We start from the raw sequence: 24789 nt of genomic DNA on the forward strand, positions 1-24789 counted from the left end.
GATATGATGGGAATAGGGAATCCAATCTTTTTTTTATTTTCTTTTTTTATAGCCGCCGTTATTTTAATGTATTTCTTTCGAAAACAATACAGAGATCAAGTAGTTCCTTCTAATTTACTATGGGAAGAGGTAATGAAGGAATGGCAAGCTTCTCCATGGTTTCATAGATTACAGAAAAATCTCTTACTCCTTTTACAAGTACTGGTCCTTCTCTTCTTAATGATCGCCATGGTAAAGCCTTACACATTTAACGAAATGGCCAAAAAAGATCATCTAGTCATTTTACTGGACACCTCTGCCTCAATGAACGCAGTGGTGAACAATCGATCTCACTTTGAAGAAGCAAAGGAAGACATTCAATCATTGGTTGAAGGAACTGATGGAAAAGTAACCTTATTGGGAGTGGGGAAATCTGTAACCACCATTGTCTCGGAAGAAACAAACGACCGGGTTGTTCTCAATGGTTTAAAGAATCTACCATTATCTAATGACAACGAAGATATGGAAAAAGCGATTCACCTTGGAGAGGCATTGGCAATCGGGTCGGAATCAATCATACATATCTTCTCAGACTCAATGGAAAAAGATGATTTTACAGAAGAACATACAAGTCCTATTCAGGTACATAATCTTTTGACTAATCCTGTAAATGTTTCTCTTACAAGTTTCGGAGTTGAACGGTTAGGATCTTCTTATCAAGGAGTCGCTGTGATCGAAAATCAAATTGAGGTATCACGAAAGGGTCACCTCACCATTTACGATGAAAAGAATGAGATCTCTTCAGTGGAACTGACATTGGATCCAGGAGAGGAAACCGTTGTTCCATTATCTGACCTTTCCCATAGCCCAATCTATAAGGCGGTAATCGATTTTAATGATGATTACATGGAAGATAACAGCCTTTCAAGTATTCAGGCTGCTTCAAAACCAGCCATTCATGTCATAGGGGAAATTAACCCTTTCTTATTAAAAGGGTTTCAATCCATCGGAGTCGACGTGAAAACCATTGAAGAGGATCAAATGGAGCCTGGGGATGAAATCATATTGACCTCAAAGGAGAAGTGGCAGCAATTATCTGTCGGCAGCCCTGCCATGATCGTTCCGGCACGATTAAAAGAATCTACTCCGTTGACACATGGGATTAAAGCAACGAATGAAGATCCCCTATTAAAACATGTTGACCTGGAAAAAGTGTATGTGGATAAAGTGAGTTCCATCCAAATAAAGAATCTCCAATCAGTTGCCACAGGTGATTCCATTCCTCTCATCCAGAAGGGAGAAGTGAATGGTCAGAAGCTTGTCCTGTTAAATTTGCACCTCAACGAATCAGATTTCCCATTACATCCCGGATTTCCGATCTTTCTTTATAATTCTTATCAATTTTTATCAGAGAATCACGGGTTTTTGGGATATTATCAACCGGGTGAAGAAAGGACATTACCTCTTTCGGGAGATAAATGGGATATATACTCGACTGAAGGTGAGTTTGTAAAAGAATGGAATGGGGAGGGAGTGTTCAAGGCACCTGAATTCCCTGGTGTATATCAGGCTATACGAGATGGTGACATGAAATATTTCAGTGTCGTACTTGATGATCGGGAAAAACAATTATCAGAAGGGTCTTCCTTTTCCCTTGAACCCACTAAAGGAATGAAAAACGAGGAATCAAAGAGCATTCCCCAAGCCCTTACTGAGTGGTTTCTAATCTTGGCAATCCTTTTATTATTTATCGAATGGGAGGTGTACAGACGTGGGAATCGAATTTAAAGAAATTCTTTGGTTATGGTTGATGATTCCCCTTGGATTTGTACTCTTCCTATTTGCCAAACGGGGATTGAAGAGGAAGGAAGAAAAGCTCGTCTTCATATTACGGGGATGCGGGATGGGTCTCTTGATCATTGCCCTTGCTAACCCGCTTATTTTGCTGCCGGATAAAGGGCGGTCGGTACTCATTCTAGCTGACCGTTCTGCATCTGTGTCGGAACAAGAGAATCACATCCTGAATCTGATCAATCAAGCATCCCGAACCAAGGTGGAACATGATGGATACGGAATCGTAGCCTTTGGAGAAAGCTCGGAAATTGAACGGTCAATTTCACCGGAAAGAAATGACATCGATCAGTTTGCAGGAGAGATCAACGAGGGAGAAACGAACCTCGAAGAAGGACTGGAATATGCATCGAATCTCCTTACCCGTGGAGGAAGAATTGTTGCCATCACAGATGGTAAGGAAACGATTGGGGCTGGGGGAAATGTCATACCACTACTAAAGGGTAAAGGGATCGAAGTGGATTGGATTCCACTTTCACCGGATACGCAAGAAGACGTGGCAGTAACAAATGTTACGTCGCCCTCCATTCAATATGAAGGAGAAGAAACAGTCATAACCGTTAACGCGTACAGCACAACTAAAAAAGAGATAGAGATGCGCATATCCTTAAATGATCGGTCAATCATTAAGGAAATTGTACAAGTGCAAGAAGGAAACAATGAATTTCAGTTCAAGCATGTCGTAGGTGAATCGGGTTTATTGGTGTATAAGGCAGAGGCGTTTACTGAAGGGGATGGAAGCAAAGAAAATAATACCCTATACAATCTTGCCCGTTCAGAAGGTCCAGCCAAAGTACTCCTGGTGGAAAGCCCTTCTGGAGAAAGTCCATTAACCCCATTACTGAAGTCAGCAGGGTTTAGCGTTGATTCATACAAACCTGAGCAGTTACCTGGAAAGCTGACTTCCTATCTGGAATATCAGACGATTCTCTTTGATAATGTATCTGCTACAAGCATTCCTGAGAAAAAAATGCTCCTTATGGAGAAAAGCGTGAAAGAATTTGGACGAGGATTTATTATGTTTGGCGGAAGCGAAAGTTTTGCTCTTGGAGGATATTTTAAAACGCCTATCGAAAAATTACTGCCCGTCGATATGGATGTGAAAGGCAAAAAAGAGCTTCCGTCTCTTGGTCTAATCATTGTGCTCGACCGCTCAGGCAGTATGAATGGTCAGAAGATTGCCCTTGCAAAAGAAGCTGCTGCGAGAACTGTCTCTTTACTTAGAGATAAAGATACGCTGGGAGTCATTGCATTTGACGATCGACCATGGGAAATCGTGGAGACGAAACCACTTTCTGATCGCAAAAAAGTAGAAGAGCAAATACGCTCCATTTCACCTGGTGGCGGAACAGAAATCTTTTCCTCCTTACAACAAGCATATAAGAGTTTAGAAGATTTGCCTTTAAAAAGAAAACATATCATTCTTTTAACGGATGGACAATCTGCGACGTCAGGCAGTTACCAGTCACTTGTTGAGGATGGTCACGATAAACAAATCACGTTATCCACCGTCTCAATCGGTGAAGGAGCAGATCGAGGTCTATTAAATGATTTGTCACAATGGGGAAAAGGTCGATTTTATGATGTTGTCGACGCCAGTGTGATACCGAGTATCTTAACAAGGGAGACAGTCATTACTACAAGGACCTATATTGAAGACAATCCATTTTATCCAGCGATTTCTTCGTCTAACTGGGAAACGTTATTTACAGAAGGCATTCCGCAAATGAATGCCTATATTGCCACTAGTCCAAAAGGCACTTCTCAAGTTGAGATGAAGAGTGAAAAGAATGATCCTATTTTGGCAACCTGGAGATATGGTCTGGGGAGGACATTTGCATTTACGACTGATACAACTGGAAAATGGACAGGGGATTTCGTCAGGTGGAAAGGATGGCCAACGTTCGTCAATCAGCTTGTTACACGTTCGTTTCCTGATATTCGATCCAACCCGTACACCATCGATGTGGAAGACGATCGGGGACATACTCAGTTAAAGCTTTCATCATCTGCGGGAGATGTCTCGCAACTTGAGGTAACGGCACTTGATGAAAGTGGAAAAGAGATTCCTGCAACGACGAGAATCAAGTCTCCGGGAGACTATGAAGTCGAATTTGAGAGCAGGTTATCACCTGGACTATATCATATGAATATCTCCAAGGCAGGTGAAGAGAGTGGAAGCTCATACCAAACAGGCTTTTCGGTTCCATATTCGAAAGAATACACCTACAAGGGGGGAACCCGAACACTGGAAGAGATAGTAGAAGCAACGGGAGGGAAGAGATATTCGTCCCCTAAAGAAGTCTTTCGAGAGTTCAACAACAAATCATCCAGAGAGCAATCAATCCGTTCACTCCTTATTAGTATGGGCTTTCTACTATTCTTTAGTGAAATTGCAATAAGAAGGTTTGGATTAGGTCCTATAATGGGAGTTTTTAATAAGCTTAAAAGGAAGATACCCGTTTCCGTTCCTAAAGAACAACCAACTTTTGAACAACTTGGCAGCAAAGTGAAACAGAACCGCGAGTGGAATGAGTGGGAGAAACCTACAAGCAGCAAGCAGACTATGCCTAAAGTTTCTGAGAAAAAGGGGCCGACAAACAAATCCAAGGTTAAACAGGATCCTCAAGAAGCTAAGGATGATGATCGCCTTCAGCGTCTACTGAATGCCAAAAGGAGAAAAGACAAATAAAAAGAGAAGGCCGGTGCCTTCTCTTTTCACTTTCATTAGCTTTCTTTCTTCTCAATATAAACCTGATGAGGGTAAGGAATTTCAATTCCATTTTGGTCAAGAGCTTCTTTTAGAGCTTTACGAAGCTTCCGTTCCACTCCCCATTGCTCCATGTTTTTCGTTTTGCATAGCACTCTCAGTACTACATCTGAAGCGCCGAGTGTCTGAACACCTAACACATTTGGTCCATCTACAATATTGTCATCTTCTTGAGCGATCGTATCACAAACCTGCTGAAGCACGACCATCGCTTTGTCAATGTCATCATCATATGAGATCCCGATATCAACAAGTGCTCTCATATTTCCACGGGAATGATTGCTGACACTCGTTATTTCTCTATTTGGCACATAATGCAGAGTACCGTCGAACCCACGAATATGCGTCGTACGTAAACCAACCTCTTCTACAATCCCTGAGAAATTTCCAGTCGACACGTAATCCCCTACATCCACTTGCTTTTCCAATAGAATAAAGAATCCAGTCACTACATCACTTACTAAGCCTTGAGCCCCAAAGCCGACTGCAAGGCCAACAATTCCTGCTCCGGCGAGAATAGCCGTCACCTGGATACCGAAGATTTGTAAAATCGTGACAAAGAAAACAAAAATCAGGATGTATCCAATTATATTTTTTGAAAGACTTTGCAGTGTTTGGGCGCGACCTTCAGAAACATCATTTCTCTTTCTGTACTTATCAAAGACTCTCTCAACCACTTTGTTAGCTGCACCTTTCACGATAATGAAAGCAATCCAAATCGCTATTATCTGTAAGGCGCCAATTCCGATCGTCACCAATAGACCGCCCCAATTAAAATTCGAAAGTCGGTCACTTAAAGCACTAAGACCAAGTATGTAATTCAATCCAAAACATCCTTCCTTTTAAATAATGACCATTCTAGTATACACAATTCACCATAGGACATGTCAAAGAGTATATAAAAAAGCATATTGTTTTATTCCCCAGTTGAGAAATGGTAAACTTTATGTAGATGTTTATTCAAGCAGAAAAGTGAGTAAACTTCTACATAATAGGGAAAACCAAGTAAGGGATATTGTCAATAAATTATAATGATTTTAATATTAAATTGATTATAATTTAACATTGACTTAAAAAAACTAATCCTATATAATGAAACTTGTGATTCAAAAAGGACAGGCTGTCACGTCTTCCTTTTTCAGGTAAAATATTTCATTAAAAACTCATTGGAGGGATTCAATCATGGCAGAACGCATGGTAGGCAAACAAGCTCCACGTTTTGAAATGGACGCTGTATTGCCAAACAAAGAATTCGGTAAAGTGTCACTGGAAGAAAATATGAAAAACGATAAGTGGACAGTATTGTTCTTCTACCCAATGGATTTCACTTTCGTTTGTCCAACTGAAATTACAGCAATGTCAGACCGCTACGATGAGTTCGAAGATTTAGATGCAGAAGTTATCGGTGTCTCTACAGACACTATTCATACCCACTTAGCTTGGATCAACACTGACCGTAAGGAAAATGGTCTTGGTGAGCTAAGATACCCATTAGCTGCAGATACAAACCACAGTGTATCCAGCGAATACGGAATCCTAATCGAAGATGAAGGTATTGCTCTTCGCGGACTATACATCATCAACCCAGAAGGGGAACTGCAATATCAAGTAGTATTCCACAACAATATCGGCCGAGACGTTGAAGAAACTCTACGTGTTCTTCAAGCACTTCAAACTGGCGGACTTTGCCCGGCAAACTGGAAGCCAGGTCAAAAAACTTTATAATCAAAATGAATAAAGGCCTAACCGTTTGTTAGGCCTTTTTCTTATCATGTTTATTTTTTCAGGAGTAGTACAAATCTATCCTGTGAACAAAAGAAATAAGATCGAGACAAATTAAGGGAGGCCATATTAATGAAGCTTCGTGAACCGATGCCGGAATTAAACGGTGCTACAGAATGGTTAAATGGAGAAGTAACAAAGGGAGAGCTGGTAGGAGAAAAGCCGACACTTATTCACTTCTGGTCCATCTCATGTCACCTTTGTAAGGAAGCGATGCCACAAGTAAATGAATTTCGAGATCAATACAGCGATAAGCTGAATGTTATGGCTGTCCATATGCCACGCTCCGAGGATGATTTGAACCTGGATGAAATAAAGAAGGTAGCAGCTGAGCACGATATCACACAGCCAATCTTCGTAGACAGTGAGCATAAACTGACAGATGCATTCGAAAATCAATATGTCCCGGCTTACTATGTATTTGATAAAGACGGGAACCTTCGTCACTTCCAAGCGGGCGGAAGCGGAATGAAAATGCTTGAAAAGCGCGTCAATCGTGTACTCGATGAAATGAAAAAAAGCGAATAAGTTCAAACGAAATATGTGGGAATAGATCGGTCAAAAGACCGATCTATTTTTTTGGATTCATTTTTACAATTAATATGAATAATAAGACTAGAAGGATAATTCATAAAAAAGTAAAAAATTCTAAAAAAGGGTAGATAAATATTTCGAAAGCCGATATATTTATTAGTACGTTCTTTTTTTATGTAACGTTAAAGGGGGAGAAATTATGGATACATTCAAAAAATTGAAAGCCTTTTATTTGCCCTATAAAAGGCATTTTATCATTTCAATGATTTTCTTGATTTTTGTTACAGTGATCACTGTAGTCTATCCAATGATCCTGCAAATCACGATTGATGATGTGATTCTGCAAGGGAACTATCAGTGGATTCCGTATTTAGCATTTGGATTTATCGGCATTATGATCGTGAAAGGCGTTGCCACATTTATTCAGCAATACCATGGGGATCTATTCGGGATAACCTCGGTTTATCGGCTGAGAAACGAACTGTATGAAAAGCTTCAATTCCTTCCATTCAGTTACTACGATAACGCCAAAACAGGGGATCTGATGTCCCGTTTGACGGCAGATGTAGAAGCATTTCGTTTCTTTCTATCCTTTGGTTTTTCCGAACTGCTTCGCTTTTTCCTTTTAGTAACGGTAAGCTTTGGTGTTATGTTTTATTATTCGCCTCAACTGACATTCGTCACCCTCGTTTCGTTACCGTTTCTGGCAATTGCCGTATACAAATTTGATAAAGCGGTTCACCCTGCTTTCAGGGGTATCCGCAAATCATTCGGAAAACTGAATACGAATGTGCAAGAAAATATTTCAGGAATCAATACAGTAAAATCATTATCGAGAGAAGACCATCAAATTAACAAATTCAACCAATCAAATGGTGATTACAAAGATAAATACCTTTTCACCTCAAACATCTGGGCAAAGTACTTTCCTTTAATGGAGTTTCTGGGGAATGTAAGTGTGGTGACACTCCTCGCTTACGGTGGTTATCTTGTGATGAATGGCAACCTTCAACCAGGAGAGCTTGTCGCGTTTTACAGTTTAGTGTGGTACATTATCTGGCCGATCATGAATCTTGGATTTACGATTAACCTGTTTTCACAATCGAAAGCATCAGGGGAACGTTTACTCGAAATTCTTGAAGTGGACGAAGAGATAAAAGATCATCAAGGTGTTCTTCACGTCGATCGAATGAATGGAGAAGTAGAGTTTAAGCATGTGTCCCTGAATTATACCGTTCATGATGAAGCAGCCCTCGAGGATATTACCTTTAAGGCTGAACCCGGAAAAGTCATCGGTCTGATCGGAGGTACCGGCTCTGGTAAAACGAGTATCACCCAGCTTATCACTCGTTTCTATGAACCCGAAGAGGGAGAAATCCTCATCGATGGAAGGGATCTGAAAGATTACTCTTTAAAATCACTTCGAAAAAATATCGGTTTCGTCCTTCAGGAATCTTTCTTATTCTCTTCGACCATCAAGGCGAATATATCGTATGGACGACCGGAAGCAACAATGGAAGATATCATGGAAGCAGCAAAACGGGCACAAGCCCATGATTTTATTTCAGAATTGCCCGATGGCTACGACACAAGGCTCGGTGAAAGAGGTTTAGGTCTTTCAGGTGGTCAAAAGCAGCGGATTGCCATAGCCCGTGCGATTTGTACAGACCCATCGATCCTGATCCTCGATGACGCAACAAGCGCCGTAGACATGGAAACTGAATTCAGGATTCAAAAAGCACTAAAAGAAGTCATGTCGGATCGAACGACCTTTATTATTGCCCATCGGATTTCATCCCTCAAGCATGCAGATGAAATACTCGTACTGGAAAACGGGAAAGTCGTCGAGAGGGGAGTTCATGACTTCCTACTGAAAAATAACGGGCCGTATCAACGAATCTATGATATCCAATACAAAGACCAGAAAAAAATATTACAAACTCAGGAAGGGTAGGTGAGTGGATTTGAGTCAGAAAAACAAAGTGAACAAAAGCGTATTAAGCAGATTCCATTACTCTACAGATCAAGTGATCGATAAGCCGTTTAACTGGGAGCAGCTCTACCGGTTATTAACGTATTTAAAGCCCTATTCTAAAAAACTCCTGCCCTTATCCATCATTACCGTTCTGATCACAACAGCAGTTCGATTGATCGTACCTATTCTGATTGGGGTATACACATTAGACAAAGCCATCAGGCAGAAGGATTCCAATTTACTATTTACACTAGTTGGAATTATCGCAGGACTCTATGTATTGAATTACGTTGCAAATGTGCTCAGGATCAGGTGGATGAATCAGCTGGGGCAAGGAGTTATCTATGATTTAAGAAAGCACTTATTCAGCCATGTTCAATGGCTATCCCATCGCTTCTTTGATCAGAGGTCAGCCGGTTCCATCCTGGTTCGAATCATGAATGACATTAACTCCCTTCAGGAACTATTTACAAACGGAGTTATTAATCTCTTAATGGATATCATCCTACTCATTGGAATCATCGTCATTCTCTTTACATTAAGTCCTGAATTAACACTTGCCGTCATGGTCATTCTGCCAATCATGTTTTTTATCTCAACCAGCTTACGAAAAAACATCCGCAGATCCTGGCAAATGGTACGACTCAAGCAATCGAAGCTGAATTCCCATCTGAATGAAAGCATTCAAGGGATCCGTGTCACTCAATCATTCACTCAAGAAAAAGAAAACATGGCCTTCTTCGATGGGGTAAACACGGAAAACTTCGATAGCTGGAGAACAGCCACAAAGAAAAATGCCATGTTCCGCCCGCTGGTAGAACTGACAAACGCAATCGGGACAGCTGTCCTCATATGGTACGGTGCCCATCTCATCCAAGGCGGCTCACTGGAACTGGGGGAATTTGTTTCATTCGCCTTCTACCTGGGGATGTTCTGGGAACCCATTTCAAGGCTCGGGCAAGTTTACAATCAACTACTGATCGGAATGGCTTCATCCGAGCGTATCTTCGAATTCCTCGATGAACAACCGATTGTAAATGAAAAAACGAATGCAGTGAACCTGACTGACATCAAAGGAAGAATACAGTTTGAGAATGTAGAATTCTCATACGATGACAAACGAAAAGCACTCCAAAACATCAATCTTGAAATGAAAGCAGGCCAGACCGTCGCGTTAGTCGGCCATACCGGATCTGGTAAAACTACGATCGCCAACCTGATCAGCCGTTTTTACGATCCGACGAATGGTGAAGTGAAAATTGATGGGGTAAACCTGAGGGATGCATCGGTTTCAAGCTTACGAAGTCAAATCAGCATCGTTCTGCAGGATACATTCATCTTCTCGGGAACAATCATGGATAACATCCGATTCGGGCGCCCTGATGCAACGGACGAAGAGGTTAAGAATGCCGCCGAAGCAATCGGAGCCAATGAGTTCATCGAGAAGCTTTCCAATGGATACGAGACCGAAGTGGAAGAACGGGGTAATGTTTTATCCGTTGGTGAAAGACAATTACTGTCATTCGCCCGAGCACTATTGGCGAACCCTCGAATCATCATATTGGATGAAGCGACAGCATCCATTGATACAGAAACAGAAGTCAAAATTCAAAAAGCATTGAAACGTCTATTGAACGGTCGGACCGCCATCATCATTGCCCACCGCCTATCTACGATCCGTGAATCGGACAATATCTTTGTTCTTGAAAATGGAAGAATCAAAGAATCCGGCAACCACGATGAGCTGATGGAGCAGCAGGGTGATTATTATGATCTGGTTAAATCGCAGTTCAGGATGTTGGATGCGATGTAAGTTTGGAGGAGCCCCGCACTGGTGTGTGCGGGGTTTTTTTGTTGTGGTTGTGGTAGGGGAGTGGAGCGGGGGTTGTTGCGGAATTTGTCAGAATTTGCAGAACGGTCGGTATCGTGAAAATAAGGTTGATATAATGAAAAAACGGTTGATAAATTCAAATTTCGGTTGATAAAACAAAATAACGGTTGATAAATCTCTATAACGGTCGATAAAAAATCATTACTGAAATTTTTCCAATAATAAAGGGGATTCTTGTTTGAAAGTAGAATACTATTAGTACCAAATTCGAAAGGAATGATAATTTGATCATTAAAGTAAGAGAAATCCCCCTAACTATCCTCTATTTTGAAGCCTTGTTAAGGAGGCTACCCCGAGAATCCCGCCTCAGATCCAAGATTGAAGAATACTTGCTTAAAGCTTGGGCAGGTTACCATGGAGAGTGTAAAGTAGACCGACAATTGAGTACAATCGATGATGAACACATGCTCGTCCTTAACGATCTATGTATACCAATGGGAGAGAGTTTCTTTCAAATTGATACTCTTATTTTCACTAGAAATTTTATATTGATTTTAGAAATAAAAAATATAGCGGGATCCATGAAATACGGAACTCAATTTGAACAATTTTCCCGTACTCTTAATGGAGAAGTAACAGGCTTTCCCAATCCCCTCTCTCAAGCGAATAGATATAAGATACACCTCACACAATGGCTCCAAAAGAAAAAACTCCCTATTATCCCAATTGAATTTTTAGTTGTATTCACAAACTCTTCTTCATTAATATCTACCACTAGTCAGAGTAAGGATACTTTAGGTAGGGCTATCAGAATAGAGAATCTCGTTGCAAAACTTCTTACCATTCAACATAGCTGCTCTAATTCGAATTCAATTCTTGAAATGAAGGAAATTAAAAAAATTGCCAATTCCCTAATGAAGGAGAATGCTCCATATTCTAACTTTAACCAACAGCATGAAGGGATCATACGCGGTGTTATGTGTAGCCGCTGCGAGAGATTCAATATGGTACGTAACATGAGGTCTTGGTACTGTCCTGATTGTGGAGAATTTGACCGGAATGCTCACCAACAGGCTATTTATGATTACTTACTACTTGTAAACCCGAATATAACCAACAAACAAGCAAGAGAGTTCTTAGGTGTTGAATCCTCCAGAGTGGCCTATCATCTCCTAAATAACATGGACCTTTCTTCAAAAGGTAAAGGAAAAGGTCGAATCTACTCTCTCCCAAAAAACCTCAGCCATCAGTAAACTCTAGTAAAATTAAGCCCCATCCTCCCCAAGCAACATCATTGCCAACCACCCCAAAAACCTCTAAAATATAAGACAAATCAATGTTTGTGAAAAACGTCACAAAATATTCATGTTCAACATATCACAAACTCATTTTCAGGTTTTATAATGAACAATAAGTGATAAACAGTAGAAAAGAGTTGTTTACGATAGTAAGTAGATCAGTAGGGGGAGTATAGAATGGTATTAGATGGTGTGATTTTGAGTAGAATGCTCACTTCGACAACCCTTGCATTCCATATTATTTTTGCGACGATTGGGGTAGGGGTGCCGATTATGATTTCCATTGCGGAGTTTATGGGAATCAAACGAAATGATCCTCATTATCTTTTGCTTGCCAGAAGGTGGGCAAGAGGTTTTACAATTACGGTTGCGGTGGGGGTTGTAACGGGTACAGCCATAGGGCTGCAGCTGTCCTTATTATGGCCTTCGTTTATGCAGGTTGCCGGACAAGTGATTGCACTGCCATTATTTATGGAAACATTTGCGTTTTTCTTTGAGGCTATCTTTTTAGGAATCTATCTTTATACTTGGGACCGTTTCAAGAATAAATGGATTCATTGGCTGTTGACGATTCCGGTTATGATTGGTTCTTCGGCTTCAGCGCTGTTCATTACAACTGTGAATGCGTTTATGAATACTCCTCAAGGATTTGAATTAGAGAATGGGAAAGCGATTAATATCGATCCGATTGCTGCGATGCTGAATCCTGCGACGCCTACGAAAGTGTTTCACGTATTGACAACTGCCTATTTAACATCGGCATTAGTGTTGGCGGCGATTACGGCATTTGCGATTCTTCGTAAGAGAGGCGGGGAGTATCATAAGAAAGCGCTGCGTTTAACGATGGTTTCTGCTTTGATTTTCGCTTTTGCCACTGCTTTGGCAGGGGACTTATCGGCTAAATTTCTTGCCGAGTATCAGCCTGAGAAGCTTGCAGCAGCGGAATGGCATTTTGAAACGGAAGAGAATGCTGACCTGATCGTATTCGGAACGCTGGATGAAAATAATGAGGTCCATAATGAGATCCGTTTACCTGGATTCTTAAGCTTTCTGGCCGGGAGTTCTTTTGAGACAGAGGTTATAGGTCTGAATGAATTTCCTGAAGATGAGCGGCCCCCTTTATGGGTTCACTATATGTTTGACCTGATGGTATCAATTGGGTTTTACAGTATCTTTATTTCATCGGCATTTATTCTATTCTGGAAGTGGAAGAAGCGGAATGAATGGAATAAGCCGCTTCTATGGGGAATTGTTGCGAGTGGACCACTTGCGATGCTGGCGATTGAATTCGGTTGGATTTATGCCGAGGTGGGTCGACAGCCATGGATTATGAGAGGGTATATGAAAGTGGCGGATGCGGCAACGAAAGCCGATGGAGTAGGCTTGACGTTTGCATTGTTTGTTGGCCTCTATATCCTTCTTGGCGTGATATGTGTGGTTGTACTGATAAAAATGTTTAAAAACAAGCCTGCAGAGGCGGAATTAGAACAACGTTTTCCAAAGAAAGCGAGTTAAGCAGATATATAAATACTTCTTCTTTTCAGGTGGCCTGAGAAGAAGGGGCTTGAAGCTTTAAGGGAGGAATGGGTATGAGTTTGGAAGTTGTGGGGATTACCGTATTGTGGATTTTCCTTTATGGTTATCTGATAGTAGCTTCGATTGATTTTGGAGCCGGCTTCTTCGCCTTTTATGGAAGAATGAAAGGCAAGGAGCATACCTTGAACGTGTTGATCAGCAGATACCTTTCTCCGGTATGGGAAGTAACCAACGTCTTTTTTGTCTTCTTCTTTGTGGGCCTAGTCGGATTCTTTCCTGACACAGCCTATTATTATGGAACGGCATTATTACTTCCGGGAAGTATCGCCATCATTTTATTAGCCATAAGAGGAAGTTTCTATGCATTCGGAAATTACGGGTCAAAGGACAATATCGTGTACCTGTTCTTATATGGGGCGACCGGGTTATTAATTCCTGCTTCCTTATCCACGGCATTAACGATTTCAGAAGGTGGATTTCTGGAAGAGAAGGGAGATAAGGTCATCTTCCTCGCCAAGGAGCTTTTTACCAGCCCCTATTCGTGGAGTGTAGTGGCCCTTTCCATTGTATCCGTGTTGTTTATCAGTGCGACATTTCTAACCTATTATGCCAACCGTGCAGGAGATATGGATTCCAGGGAGGAATTAAGAACGTTTTCCCTGTTTTGGAGTGCGCCCACGATTCTGGCAAGTTTAGTAGTGTTTGTATCATTGAGAGAGCATAATGCAGAGCATTTTGAGAAGGCGATTGATATTTGGTGGATGTTTGGGTTGTCACTTCTTTGCTTCTTTGGTGCATCGCTAATGATTTATATGCGGAAAAATTTTGGAACGGCATTCATATTGGTTATGCTGCAGTTCTTCTTTGCCTTTTTTGGCTATGGTGCTTCGCATTTACCTTATATACTAAAACCATTTATTACGATAGAAACCAGTGTGACCAATCCAACGATGGGAATGGCCCTGGTCATCGTCTTTATAGCAGGCTTGCTATTATTGATTCCATCTTTATATCTGTTAATGAGGCTGTTTTTATTTGATGCAGATTATGTTAAAGGAAAGAAGTGATTAATTTTCAAACCTTTCTAAATTTAATACAAGAAACAACAGGGAGAAATTTCATTTTCTCCTTTTTTTTATGCTAAAATAAAGGATATAGAAAGTGCGGGGGGATGTATGGTGAAAAAAGAGTTTGTGGTTGTCGGATTGGGACGATTTGGGGGCAGTATTGTCCGTTCATTATCAGATCAAGGCATGGAGGTTATGGCGATTGATCAGGATGAAGACAAAGTAAATGAATTCTCTTCCATTGCCTCTCATGCGGTAGTGGCAGATGCAACGGACGAATCCGTTTTAAAAAACCTGGGAATAAGAAATTTCGATCACGTCATTGTGGCAATTGGAGACGATATCCAATCGAGTATCTTAACCACCTTGATGATGAAAGAAATCGGGGTTAAAAAAATTACCGTTAAGGCTCAAAATGATTATCATGAAAAAGTATTGCGGAAAATAGGTGCGAACCAAGTCGTTCATCCAGAACGTGATATGGGAAGAAGGATTGCTCATAATATCGTTTCGAATAATGTATTGGATTATCTGGAGTTGTCGGATGAACACTCCATCGTAGAGATTGTGGCGAATGAAAATCTGAGTGGGAATTCATTAATTGATCTGGATATCCGTGCTCAATTTGGAATCAATATCGTGGCGATAAAGAGACAAAAGGATATTATTGTGTCTCCCCAAGCAGATGAACAAATTCGTGAAGGCGATATTCTGATTGTAATCGGTGCAGATACAGATATTAACCGTTTTGAAAAGAAGGTATTATAATAATAAAAAAGAGGCTGGCCCATATCGGGTCAGCCTCTTTTTTGATTGATCAGACTTCCATGATGATTGGTAAAATCATCGGACGTCGTTTTGTTTTTTCGTATAAGAATGGAGCAAGTGTATCTGTGATTTCATTCTTGATTTCTGACCATTGTGATGTTCTTCTTTCAAGAACCTTGTTCAAGTGTTTAGAAATAAGCGTTTGTGCTTCATTAATAAGGTCACCTGATTCACGCATGTATACGAAACCTCTTGAAATAAGGTCCGGACCGGAAGCAATTTTGAAATCCTTCATGTCGATGCTTACAACGACGATGACCAATCCTTCTTCTGAAAGGATGCGGCGATCACGAAGGACGATATTACCGATATCACCAATACCGCTTCCATCGATATAGACGTTTCCAGAAGGGATTTTTCCAGCTACCTGTGCTGAGTCATTGCTTAATGCAAGGACTTCACCATTGTCCATTATGAAGCAGTTTTCAGGCTGTACGCCACAATCTACACCCAGCTGAGCGTGCATCTTCTGCATGCGGAATTCACCATGTATCGGCATAAAGAAGGTTGGGTTCATCAGGCGGAGCATTAACTTCATTTCTTGTTGTCCACCATGACCAGATGTATGGATATCACTTAATGGTCCATGAATCACTTCTGCTCCAGCACGATATAATAGGTTGATTGTACGGTTTACACTGATCGTATTTCCAGGAATCGGTGAAGAAGAGAATACAACGGTATCTCCAGGCTGGATCTGAATCTGACGGTGAGTACCGTTTGCAATTCTTGATAATGCAGCCATTGGTTCACCTTGGGAACCTGTACATAATATCGCCACTTCGTTCGCAGGTAAACGATTAATTTGGTTATGTTCAATGAAAGTATCTTTAGGAGCGTTAATATATCCTAATTCTTGACCGATTGTAATGGCCGCTTCCATGCTTCTTCCGAAAACAGCGACTTTTCTATTATGAAAGACAGCTGCTTCCACCACTTGTTGAAGACGGTGAATATTAGAAGCAAAAGTAGCGAATATAACACGACCGTCCACTTTGCGGAAAATGTCATTGATGCTTTCTCCGACCTTACGTTCCGACATTGTGAAGTTTGGAACTTCAGCGTTCGTACTATCAGATAGAAGACAAAGAACGCCTTCTTTTCCGATTTCAGCCATTTTGGTTAAGTTCGCGGGCTCACCGACCGGCGTGAAATCAAATTTAAAGTCACCTGTGTGAACAACATTACCAGGTGGTGTTTTCACAACAATCCCGTATGAATCCGGAATACTGTGAGTCGTTCTGAAGAAGGTTACGGACGTTTTGCGGAATTTAATGATGTCATCTTCTTGGATGACATTGAGTTTCGCATTTCTTAATAGACCGTGCTCTTCAAGCTTGTTTTTAATAAGTCCCAATGCGAGCTTCCCGCCGTATATCGGGATGTTTAATTCGCGCAGTAGATAGGGGATTCCACCAATATGGTCTTCGTGTCCGTGTGTCACGAAAAGGCCTTTGATTTTATCCGCATTCTTCACGAGATACGTATAGTCAGGGATTACGTAATCGATACCGAGGAGTTCGTCTTCAGGGAACTTGATTCCTGCATCGATCAAGATGATTTCGTCTTGGAATTGTACGCCGTATGTGTTTTTACCGATTTCACCTAAACCGCCAAGGGCAAATACTGCGGTTTGGTCATTCTTGACAAATTTCATTGATTATTGCTCCAACTCGAAAGAATGATGGTTTTCTTCATACTCTAAAAAAGCGCCCTCTAGCTTTTGTACGAATTCAATATTATACGGTTTGTCTTTTAATTTCAGACGTACTTCACGTTCTGAATCTGCTTTCATGTAAAGAGATTGAGTGCATTCGCGAACAGGCACTTCTGCTTTACTTTCTTGATAAAATACTTTAAAAATCATGTCTTTTCTCTCTCCTTATCCGTTTTCAAAAAATCTAACTTTCATCTATGATAAAAAAGTTATCAACTAACATAACATAAGCGGCGCCTATGCACCTATTGGCATATAACCAGTCTCCGGTTGAGGGATATGGTTTGACGAATAGGGCTTGACGCTGGAGCTGGACATTAGAGGGCTAGCTTCCCTTCTAATAGGTATAGGTATAGATATACCATTATGGTCTGAACAGTTACTATGTTCATATATGGCTCATTTACGCCCTGTGGTAAAAAAACGATTGGTAAAGGAATCATTTCCTTAACACAGGGCGACCTTTCGATATGACAGAAAGGCTGGTGAAATCTATCTTTCACGAGAATTTACCATAGAGGACGGTCCTCACTCTAACTCTTCTAAATGAACCTATCATTTAAGTAGGGATGAATCATCTTGTTTATGTATGCTATAAATTATAAAGGATTCTTTCGTGTAAATAAAGTTTTTGAGAGAATCCTTCATTAAATCATTACAAAAATAGAGAAGAGGGACTGAACCAATGGAGACAAAAAGCTCACTAGTGGCATCAGTCCCTTATTATTTGTGTAAACGTATGACAGTATAGCCGAATTGCATATTTTTTAATAGTGTAACTGCTTAAGTTCGTTCGGCAGCATGAAATACTATGCAATCGTTTTTTTTCTAAGCAATTCTTTCCACTGTTTTAAAAGCTTCTTTCTGAGCTTTTTTAACATGGTGGATCACTCCTTATCAATAGTTTACCGAGATTTTCCTTTGAAGTAAAGGGAAGATAATACCGAAGTCTCTGTTGTCTTACTTATATTGTACGGAATTTATTGAATCTCTTACATGGTTAAGTTTGGTAAATGAGAGCGTCTGTGCTCATTCATTGACATTTATGCCACAAAGGATTACTTTAAACAACGGGTAAAACAGATGATCGATTACGTATGAAAAGGAGATTGGATATGTCTAAAATAGTTTTCTTCGATATAGATGGTACACTGCTTGACCACGATAAGAAGCTGCCTCAAGCAACGAAAGAAGCCATCCAAACATTACAATCCAACGGTACTTATGTAGCAATTGCAACTGGCAGGGCTCCATTCATGTATGAGAGCCTGAGGGAAGAATTAGGAATCGAGTCCTTTGTTTCCTTTAATGGGCAGTATGTGGTTTTTGAAAATGAGGTAATCTACACAAATCCATTAAGAATCCAGACATTAGAAGAGTTGCTTGAGGATGCTTACACGAAGGAACATCCGGTGGTTCACTTGAATCATCAAACGATGAAGTCAAACCAGAAGCACCATAAATATATTGAAGAGAGTATGGGAAGTTTAAAATTTCCACATCCAGATTATGCCCCGGATTTTTATAAGGATAGAGATATTTATCAATCCTTGTTATTTTGTACAAAGGAAGATGAGAGCTTTTACAGGGAGAAATACAGTGACTTCACGTTCATACGCTGGCATCAATTTTCCATGGATATCCTGCCAAAAGGAGGATCGAAAGCAGAAGGCATCAAAAAGATGATCGCAAAGCTCGGCTTTAAAATGGAAGATGTATTTGCGTTTGGAGACGGATTAAATGATATTGAAATGATTCAATCCGTTGGTACCGGTGTTGCCATGGGGAATGCCGTGCAAGAAGTACAAAGACATGCAGATTTGATCACGAAACACGTCGATGACGATGGAATATATCATGGCTTGAAGGAACTTGAATTAATATAATGAATAACAAAAAAGACTTCTTCTGATAACGTGAAGAAGTCTTTTTCTATTATCTTTCAATGGCAATCGCATCCGGAATCGGCTCGAATGGGTTCTTCGGATTGATATGGTCGTAGAACATAATCCCATTCAAATGGTCGATTTCGTGTTGGAACACAATGGATGGCAGGCCCTTTAAACGCAGCTTCACTTCGTTTCCATCCACATCCCAGCCCTTTACCGTCACTCTGGCATAGCGTGGAACAAATCCTGGTACATTTCTGTCAACCGATAAGCACCCTTCACCGGATGTTAAATAAGCTTTCTCGATTGAGTGGCTGATAATTTTAGGGTTGAATAAAGCATAGCTGTATAGTTTCCCTTGATTGTCTGTCACATTGACAGCTAACATCCGCTTGGAAATATTGATTTGAGGTGCAGCAAGGCCAATCCCGGGTCTGAGCCCATACTTATTTGCAGTTTCAGGATTTTGGCTGTTTACTACATACTCCAATAAGCTTCTTAATGTTTCCTGGTCTTCTTTTGATGGCGGTATAGCCACTGCCTTTGCCACCATTGTTAATGTAGGATGCCCCTCACGGATGATGTCATTCATCGTAATCATTGATTTTCCTCCTCAGGTACGGTAGAGATATGGATGTAAAGGCGTAACATGTCTTTACAGGACACTTAGAGACAAGACCTTTTATCAATTGTATCTCTACTTTATTCATTAAAATTATCTATTATGTATGATAATAGTCTATCATTTCACTCCGGAAAAGTTAATGAATGAGATTTATTATAAGGTGGAATACTCACAGCGTAAATGACATATTTATTTTAATAGGAAGATTAGTCTAATCGACATTTTTTTCCACAGTTGTAAATCCCTATTGTCAAATGTTGTAGACATAGATATAGTAGAAGGTGGTAAATAGTTAAGGGGGATCTAGTTGTGTCGAAATTTCGTTTTGCTTTCATTTTAGGAGCCGCTATCTTTGTATTAATGGGCTGTGTCGGTGGTTCTTCACCCGAAGAGAATATGTATAATGTTCTTGAAGAAACAGTATCTAAAGAAGGTCAATATGTTGAAGTTCAAAAACCTCTTCAAGAATTAGAAGAAAAAGAAAAAGAGATTTATACTAAGATAATGGATCTTGGGATGAAAGAGTTTGACCAAATTGTAAAGCTTTCCGATGAAGCTCTGGACAACATCAAAAAAAGAAAAGAATACATCGATAAAGAACGTAAGTCCATGAGTGAGGCCGAGGAAGAGTTTGCGAAAGCAGACGAATATGTTGATAAGTTAGAAAGTCAGGGTCTTAAAAAGGAAGCAAAAAAGCTGAAAGAAACGATGGAAGAACGTTATCAGCTTCATGAAAAGCTAACATCTTCTTATCTGGATGCGCTATCTCTGGATAAAGAACTTTATAATATGTTCAAAAAGAAAGAGCTTACAATGGAAGAGCTCGAAAAACAAATCTCCTCTATTAATGACCAATATGAAAAAATAGTGAATTATAATGAGGACTATAACAAAAAGACAGAAGAATTCAATAACATGAAACAAACATTTTATTCGAGCGCCGGTCTCGATGTAAAAGAATCAGAATAAAGAAGGATAAAAAGTGATAGACGAGAAAAACTTCCTCGACTATCACTTTTTTTGTCTTTGTAAGCAAAAATAATTATCAAAATTCGTTGTAGGTCACAAGATAATCACGGGGTATAGGAGATTAGTGGCATCCTTACTCTATAACAGATAAAGTTGTTACAGGTGTTTATATATAACAGGGTTTGTGTAAGTATTGATACAGTTTTGAAAAGAATTGGTAGAAAAAAATTTCGTGCTCACTTGGAAACAAGAATTTATAATACTTTGTCGTTGACTTCCTGAATTTCTATATTGTAAACTAGTAAAGGTATTCATGGATTGTATTAGTCGATGTGACATTGTGACTGATACAGATAAGCTCGAATGTAATTTCGGGTTTTCTTTCTTGGTATTTGTGGAAAACTAGTAATAGTGTGTGTATCCGCAAGTATTGTGGTAGGTCATACTGAATTTGGGTAATCTAAACTTTGTATGTAAAAAAACCAAAATAAATGTATAAAGAAAGGATAGGTGACTTCGATGGCTTCTAAATCAAAGAAGGCACAATTCGATGCAGTTAAGACGCTCGAACAAATTGAAGACAAGTTTGAAATGTTCCAAATTTTGAACGAAGAAGGCGAAGTAGTAAACGAAGACGCAATGCCGGAGATCTCTGATGAGGATCTTCAGGAATTAATGCGTCGTATGGTTTATACTCGTATTCTTGATCAAAGATCAATCTCCCTGAACCGTCAAGGACGTTTAGGTTTCTATGCACCAACAGCTGGACAGGAGGCATCACAAATTGCTTCCCACTTTGCTTTAGAGAAGGAAGATTGGATCCTGCCTGGATATCGTGATGTTCCACAAATCGTTTGGCACGGACTTCCGTTAGCTCAAGCATTCTTATTCTCACGTGGACACTTTAAAGGAAACCAGCCTCCAGAAGGAGTGAATGTATTATCACCACAGATCATCATCGGTGCTCAATACATCCAAACTGCCGGGGTGGCATTAGGTCTTAAGAAACGTGGTAAGAAAGCTGTCGCCGTTACATATACAGGTGACGGTGGATCTTCACAAGGTGATTTCTACGAAGGAATTAACTTTGCAGGTGCGTACGCAGCTCCAGCGATTTTCGTTGTTCAAAACAACCAGTTCGCAATCTCGACACCACGTGATAAGCAAACAGCCGGTCGTACAATTGCTCAAAAAGCGGTTGCTGCTGGTATCCCTGGTATTTTAGTGGATGGAATGGATCCATTAGCAGTGTATTCAGCTACATTAGAGGCTCGTAATCGTGCTGTAAATGGTGAGGGTCCTTCACTGATCGAAACACTTTGCTACCGTTATGGACCACATACAATGGCTGGTGATGATCCAACTCGCTACCGTACTTCAGAAATGGATACTGATTGGGAAAAGAAAGATCCATTGGTGCGCTTCCGTAAATTCTTAGAAGCTAAAGGATTATGGAGTGAAGAGAAAGAAAATGAAGTGATCGAAGAAGCGAAGGAAGATATCAAACAAGCTATTAAAGAAGCAGATGGAACTCCTAAACAAAAAGTTACTGATTTCATTAACAATATGTATGAAGAGCTTCCTTACAACCTGAAAGAACAATTAGAAATCTACAAAGAAAAGGAGTCGAAATAAGCCATGGCGCAAATGACAATGATTCAAGCGATCACTGATGCACTGCGCACAGAACTACGCAACAACGAAGACGTTTTAGTTTTTGGTGAGGACGTAGGTCTAAACGGTGGTGTATTCCGTGCAACGGAAGGACTTCAGAAAGAATTCGGTGAAGACCGTGTATTCGATACTCCACTAGCAGAATCAGGAATCGGTGGTTTAGCAATCGGTTTAGCATTAGAAGGTTACCGTCCAGTACCTGAAATCCAATTCTTTGGTTTCGTTTATGAAGTAATGGACTCAGTAAGTGGACAAATGGCGCGTATGCGTTACCGTTCAGGTGGAACGTATACTTCTCCAATCACAATCCGTTCCCCATTCGGTGGTGGAGTACATACTCCAGAACTTCATGCGGACAGCTTGGAAGGATTGATGGCTCAGCAACCTGGTCTGAAAGTTGTTATTCCATCAACACCTTATGACGCAAAAGGTTTATTAATTTCATCTATCCGTGATAATGACCCTGTCATTTTCTTGGAGCACATGAAATTATACCGTTCATTCCGTCAAGAGGTTCCAGAAGAGGAATACACAATCGAACTTGGTAAAGCGGATGTGAAACGTGAAGGTACAGACCTTTCCATCATCACTTACGGAGCTATGGTACACGAATCCTTAAAAGCGGCTGAAGAGCTTGAAAAAGAAGGCCATTCTGTTGAAGTAATCGATTTACGTACAGTTAGCCCACTGGATATCGACACAATCATGGCATCTGTTGAAAAAACGAACCGTGCCATTGTTGTTCAAGAGGCTCAAAAACAAGCCGGTATTGCAGCGAACGTTGTTGCTGAGATCAATGACCGTGCAATTCTTAGCCTTGAAGCTCCGGTACTTCGAGTAGCGGCGCCAGATACAGTGTACTCTTTCTCCCAAGCGGAGCCAATCTGGTTACCGAATCACAAAGATGTTCTTGAAACGGCGAAAAAAGTACTTAACTTTTAATGGGTGAGGAGCATTCATGCTCCCCCTTAATATTCAAGTGAAAACAGAAGGGCATTCCACCCTTCTCTTTTCCAATTATAGATATAAGAAAATTAGACAGATATAAGTTTTACATTCATCTATTTTTAATCATTATTCAATACAGGAGGTAGAATCCATGTCATTCGAATTCAAATTACCAGACATTGGTGAAGGTATTCATGAAGGTGAAATCGTAAAATGGTTTGTTAAGCCTGGCGATAAAGTTGAAGAAGACGATGTACTATGTGAAGTCCAAAATGATAAAGCAGTAGTAGAAATTCCATCTCCGGTAGCAGGAACAGTTGAAGAGCTTCTTGTTGACGAAGGAACTGTAGCAGTTGTAGGTGATACACTGATTAAGTTCGATGCACCTGGTTACGAAGATCTTCAGTTCAAAGGTGACGATGGGGAGAAGAAAGAAGCTCCTAAAGCTGACGAGAAAACAGAAGGTCAAGTTCAAGGAACAGCGGAACAAGGTCAAGATGTCAAGAAAGATGCATCACCAGAAGCTGTTGAAGAGAAATCTGAAGGTGTGAATCAAAGTGCTGCTGACGCAGAAGTTGATCCTAATAAGCGTGTCATCGCTATGCCTTCCGTTCGTAAGTATGCGAGAGAAAACGGTGTGGAGATTCGCCAAGTATCCGGTTCTGGTAAAAACGGACGTGTCGTTAAAGAAGATATCGATGCTTTCTTAAACGGAGATTCTAAGCCGGCTGAAACTGCTGAAGAAGCGAAAGCAGAAGAAAAAGCACCAGAAGCTGATTCTAAAGCGGCTGCACCTAAAGCTCCAGAAGGTGAATACCCTGAAACTCGCGAGAAAATGAGTGGTATGCGTAAAGCAATTGCGAAAGCAATGGTAAACTCTAAACATACAGCACCTCACGTAACATTAATGGATGAAATCGATGTAACGAAACTTTGGGCCCACCGCAAGAAATTCAAAGAAGTTGCAGCTGAAAAAGGTATTAAATTAACATTCTTACCTTACATCGTTAAAGCATTAACAAGTGCCTTACGTGAATACCCGGCACTAAACACATCCATTGATGATTCAACGAGCGAAATCGTTCAAAAACATTATTACAACATTGGTATCGCTGCAGATACTGACAAAGGTCTATTAGTACCTGTTGTGAAAAATGCTGATCGTAAATCTATGTTCTCAATTTCAAATGAAATTAACGAACTAGCTGGAAAAGCTCGTGATGGTAAACTTTCTGGTGATGAAATGAAAGGCGCTTCATGCACGATCACGAATATTGGTTCTGCCGGTGGACAATGGTTTACTCCGGTAATCAACCACCCAGAGGTTGCAATCCTTGGAGTTGGACGTATTGCAGAAAAACCTGTAGTTAAAAATGGTGAAATTGTAGCAGCACCTGTGTTAGCATTATCATTGAGCTTCGATCACCGTATGATCGACGGAGCTACTGCTCAACATGCACTTAACCATATCAAGCGTTTGTTGAACGATCCAGAATTATTATTAATGGAGGCGTAA

Annotated in this window: 19 protein-coding genes; 15 read left to right on the plus strand and 4 right to left on the minus strand. The window is 40.5% G+C overall.

Going from position 1 to position 24789, the window contains the following annotated elements; genetic code table 11:
• Positions 1–6: 6 nt before the first annotated feature.
• Both RSX31_RS02110 and RSX31_RS02115 read left to right on the plus strand, forming a co-directional pair.
• Positions 7–1767: a vWA domain-containing protein gene (locus tag RSX31_RS02110; protein WP_315633066.1), complete on the plus strand. Its 1761-nt coding sequence runs from the start codon at positions 7–9 to the stop codon at positions 1765–1767.
• Positions 1751–4522, plus strand: a complete 2772-nt coding sequence (locus tag RSX31_RS02115) for a VWA domain-containing protein (protein ID WP_315633068.1) — start codon at positions 1751–1753, stop codon at positions 4520–4522. The genes RSX31_RS02110 and RSX31_RS02115 overlap by 17 nt, the downstream gene beginning before the upstream one ends.
• A gap of 35 nt (positions 4523–4557) precedes the next feature.
• Here the strand turns inward: RSX31_RS02115 and RSX31_RS02120 are convergent, their stop codons facing one another.
• On the minus strand, positions 4558–5424 hold the full coding sequence (locus tag RSX31_RS02120; protein WP_148968587.1) for a mechanosensitive ion channel family protein: 867 nt from the start codon (positions 5422–5424) through the stop codon (positions 4558–4560).
• A gap of 358 nt (positions 5425–5782) precedes the next feature.
• Here RSX31_RS02120 and RSX31_RS02125 point away from each other — a divergent pair, with 358 nt between their 5' ends.
• From RSX31_RS02125 to RSX31_RS02160, 8 genes are all read left to right on the plus strand, one after another.
• Positions 5783–6325, plus strand: coding sequence for a peroxiredoxin (locus RSX31_RS02125; RefSeq protein WP_315633070.1), 543 nt, complete (start codon positions 5783–5785; stop codon positions 6323–6325).
• 129 nt (positions 6326–6454) lie between these two features.
• Positions 6455–6910: a TlpA family protein disulfide reductase gene (locus RSX31_RS02130; protein WP_148993496.1), complete on the plus strand. Its 456-nt coding sequence runs from the start codon at positions 6455–6457 to the stop codon at positions 6908–6910.
• 205 nt (positions 6911–7115) lie between these two features.
• Complete coding sequence (locus RSX31_RS02135) at positions 7116–8870, plus strand: ABC transporter ATP-binding protein (protein WP_315633073.1); 1755 nt, start codon at positions 7116–7118, stop codon at positions 8868–8870.
• 4 nt (positions 8871–8874) lie between these two features.
• A complete protein-coding gene (locus RSX31_RS02140; protein WP_315633075.1) occupies positions 8875–10704 on the plus strand; it encodes an ABC transporter ATP-binding protein in 1830 nt (609 codons plus the stop codon).
• Between the two features lie 407 nt (positions 10705–11111).
• Complete coding sequence (locus RSX31_RS02145; protein ID WP_315633518.1) at positions 11112–11975, plus strand: nuclease-related domain-containing protein; 864 nt, start codon at positions 11112–11114, stop codon at positions 11973–11975.
• A 222-nt stretch (positions 11976–12197) separates the two neighbouring features.
• A complete protein-coding gene (locus tag RSX31_RS02150; protein WP_148968592.1) occupies positions 12198–13535 on the plus strand; it encodes a cytochrome ubiquinol oxidase subunit I in 1338 nt (445 codons plus the stop codon).
• 74 nt (positions 13536–13609) lie between these two features.
• A complete protein-coding gene (locus RSX31_RS02155) occupies positions 13610–14623 on the plus strand; it encodes a cytochrome d ubiquinol oxidase subunit II (protein WP_315633078.1) in 1014 nt (337 codons plus the stop codon).
• A gap of 111 nt (positions 14624–14734) precedes the next feature.
• The gene (locus tag RSX31_RS02160; protein ID WP_315633080.1) at positions 14735–15391 is read left to right on the plus strand and encodes a potassium channel family protein; all 657 of its coding nucleotides are present in this window, start codon (positions 14735–14737) and stop codon (positions 15389–15391) included.
• A gap of 49 nt (positions 15392–15440) precedes the next feature.
• On the opposite strand, the gene rnjA is transcribed toward RSX31_RS02160, so the two are convergent.
• Both rnjA and RSX31_RS02170 read right to left on the minus strand, forming a co-directional pair.
• Complete coding sequence (gene rnjA / locus RSX31_RS02165; RefSeq protein ID WP_148968594.1) at positions 15441–17108, minus strand: ribonuclease J1; 1668 nt, start codon at positions 17106–17108, stop codon at positions 15441–15443.
• A 3-nt stretch (positions 17109–17111) separates the two neighbouring features.
• Positions 17112–17318, minus strand: coding sequence for a DNA-dependent RNA polymerase subunit epsilon (locus tag RSX31_RS02170; RefSeq protein ID WP_148968595.1), 207 nt, complete (start codon positions 17316–17318; stop codon positions 17112–17114).
• 965 nt (positions 17319–18283) lie between these two features.
• Here RSX31_RS02170 and RSX31_RS02175 point away from each other — a divergent pair.
• Positions 18284–19054 carry a Cof-type HAD-IIB family hydrolase gene (locus tag RSX31_RS02175; RefSeq protein WP_148993500.1) on the plus strand — a complete coding sequence of 257 codons (771 nt, stop codon included), beginning with the start codon at positions 18284–18286 and terminating at the stop codon, positions 19052–19054.
• 49 nt (positions 19055–19103) lie between these two features.
• Here RSX31_RS02175 and def read toward each other — a convergent pair whose 3' ends face one another.
• Complete coding sequence (gene def, locus RSX31_RS02180) at positions 19104–19658, minus strand: peptide deformylase (protein WP_148993501.1); 555 nt, start codon at positions 19656–19658, stop codon at positions 19104–19106.
• A 333-nt stretch (positions 19659–19991) separates the two neighbouring features.
• On the opposite strand from def, the gene RSX31_RS02185 reads away from it, so the two are divergent.
• The 4 genes from RSX31_RS02185 (at position 19992) to RSX31_RS02200 (ending at position 24789) form a co-directional block, all read left to right on the plus strand.
• Complete coding sequence (locus RSX31_RS02185; RefSeq protein WP_315633083.1) at positions 19992–20651, plus strand: YkyA family protein; 660 nt, start codon at positions 19992–19994, stop codon at positions 20649–20651.
• A 519-nt stretch (positions 20652–21170) separates the two neighbouring features.
• Positions 21171–22286 carry a pyruvate dehydrogenase (acetyl-transferring) E1 component subunit alpha gene (pdhA, locus tag RSX31_RS02190; protein ID WP_148968598.1) on the plus strand — a complete coding sequence of 372 codons (1116 nt, stop codon included), beginning with the start codon at positions 21171–21173 and terminating at the stop codon, positions 22284–22286.
• A gap of 3 nt (positions 22287–22289) precedes the next feature.
• A complete protein-coding gene (locus RSX31_RS02195; RefSeq protein ID WP_044337544.1) occupies positions 22290–23267 on the plus strand; it encodes an alpha-ketoacid dehydrogenase subunit beta in 978 nt (325 codons plus the stop codon).
• A gap of 157 nt (positions 23268–23424) precedes the next feature.
• On the plus strand, positions 23425–24789 hold the full coding sequence (locus RSX31_RS02200) for a dihydrolipoamide acetyltransferase family protein (protein WP_148993504.1): 1365 nt from the start codon (positions 23425–23427) through the stop codon (positions 24787–24789).

Origin of the sequence: Rossellomorea yichunensis (genome assembly GCF_032337515.1) — a bacterium.
In the GTDB taxonomy this organism is placed as follows: domain Bacteria; phylum Bacillota; class Bacilli; order Bacillales; family Bacillaceae_B; genus Rossellomorea; species Rossellomorea yichunensis.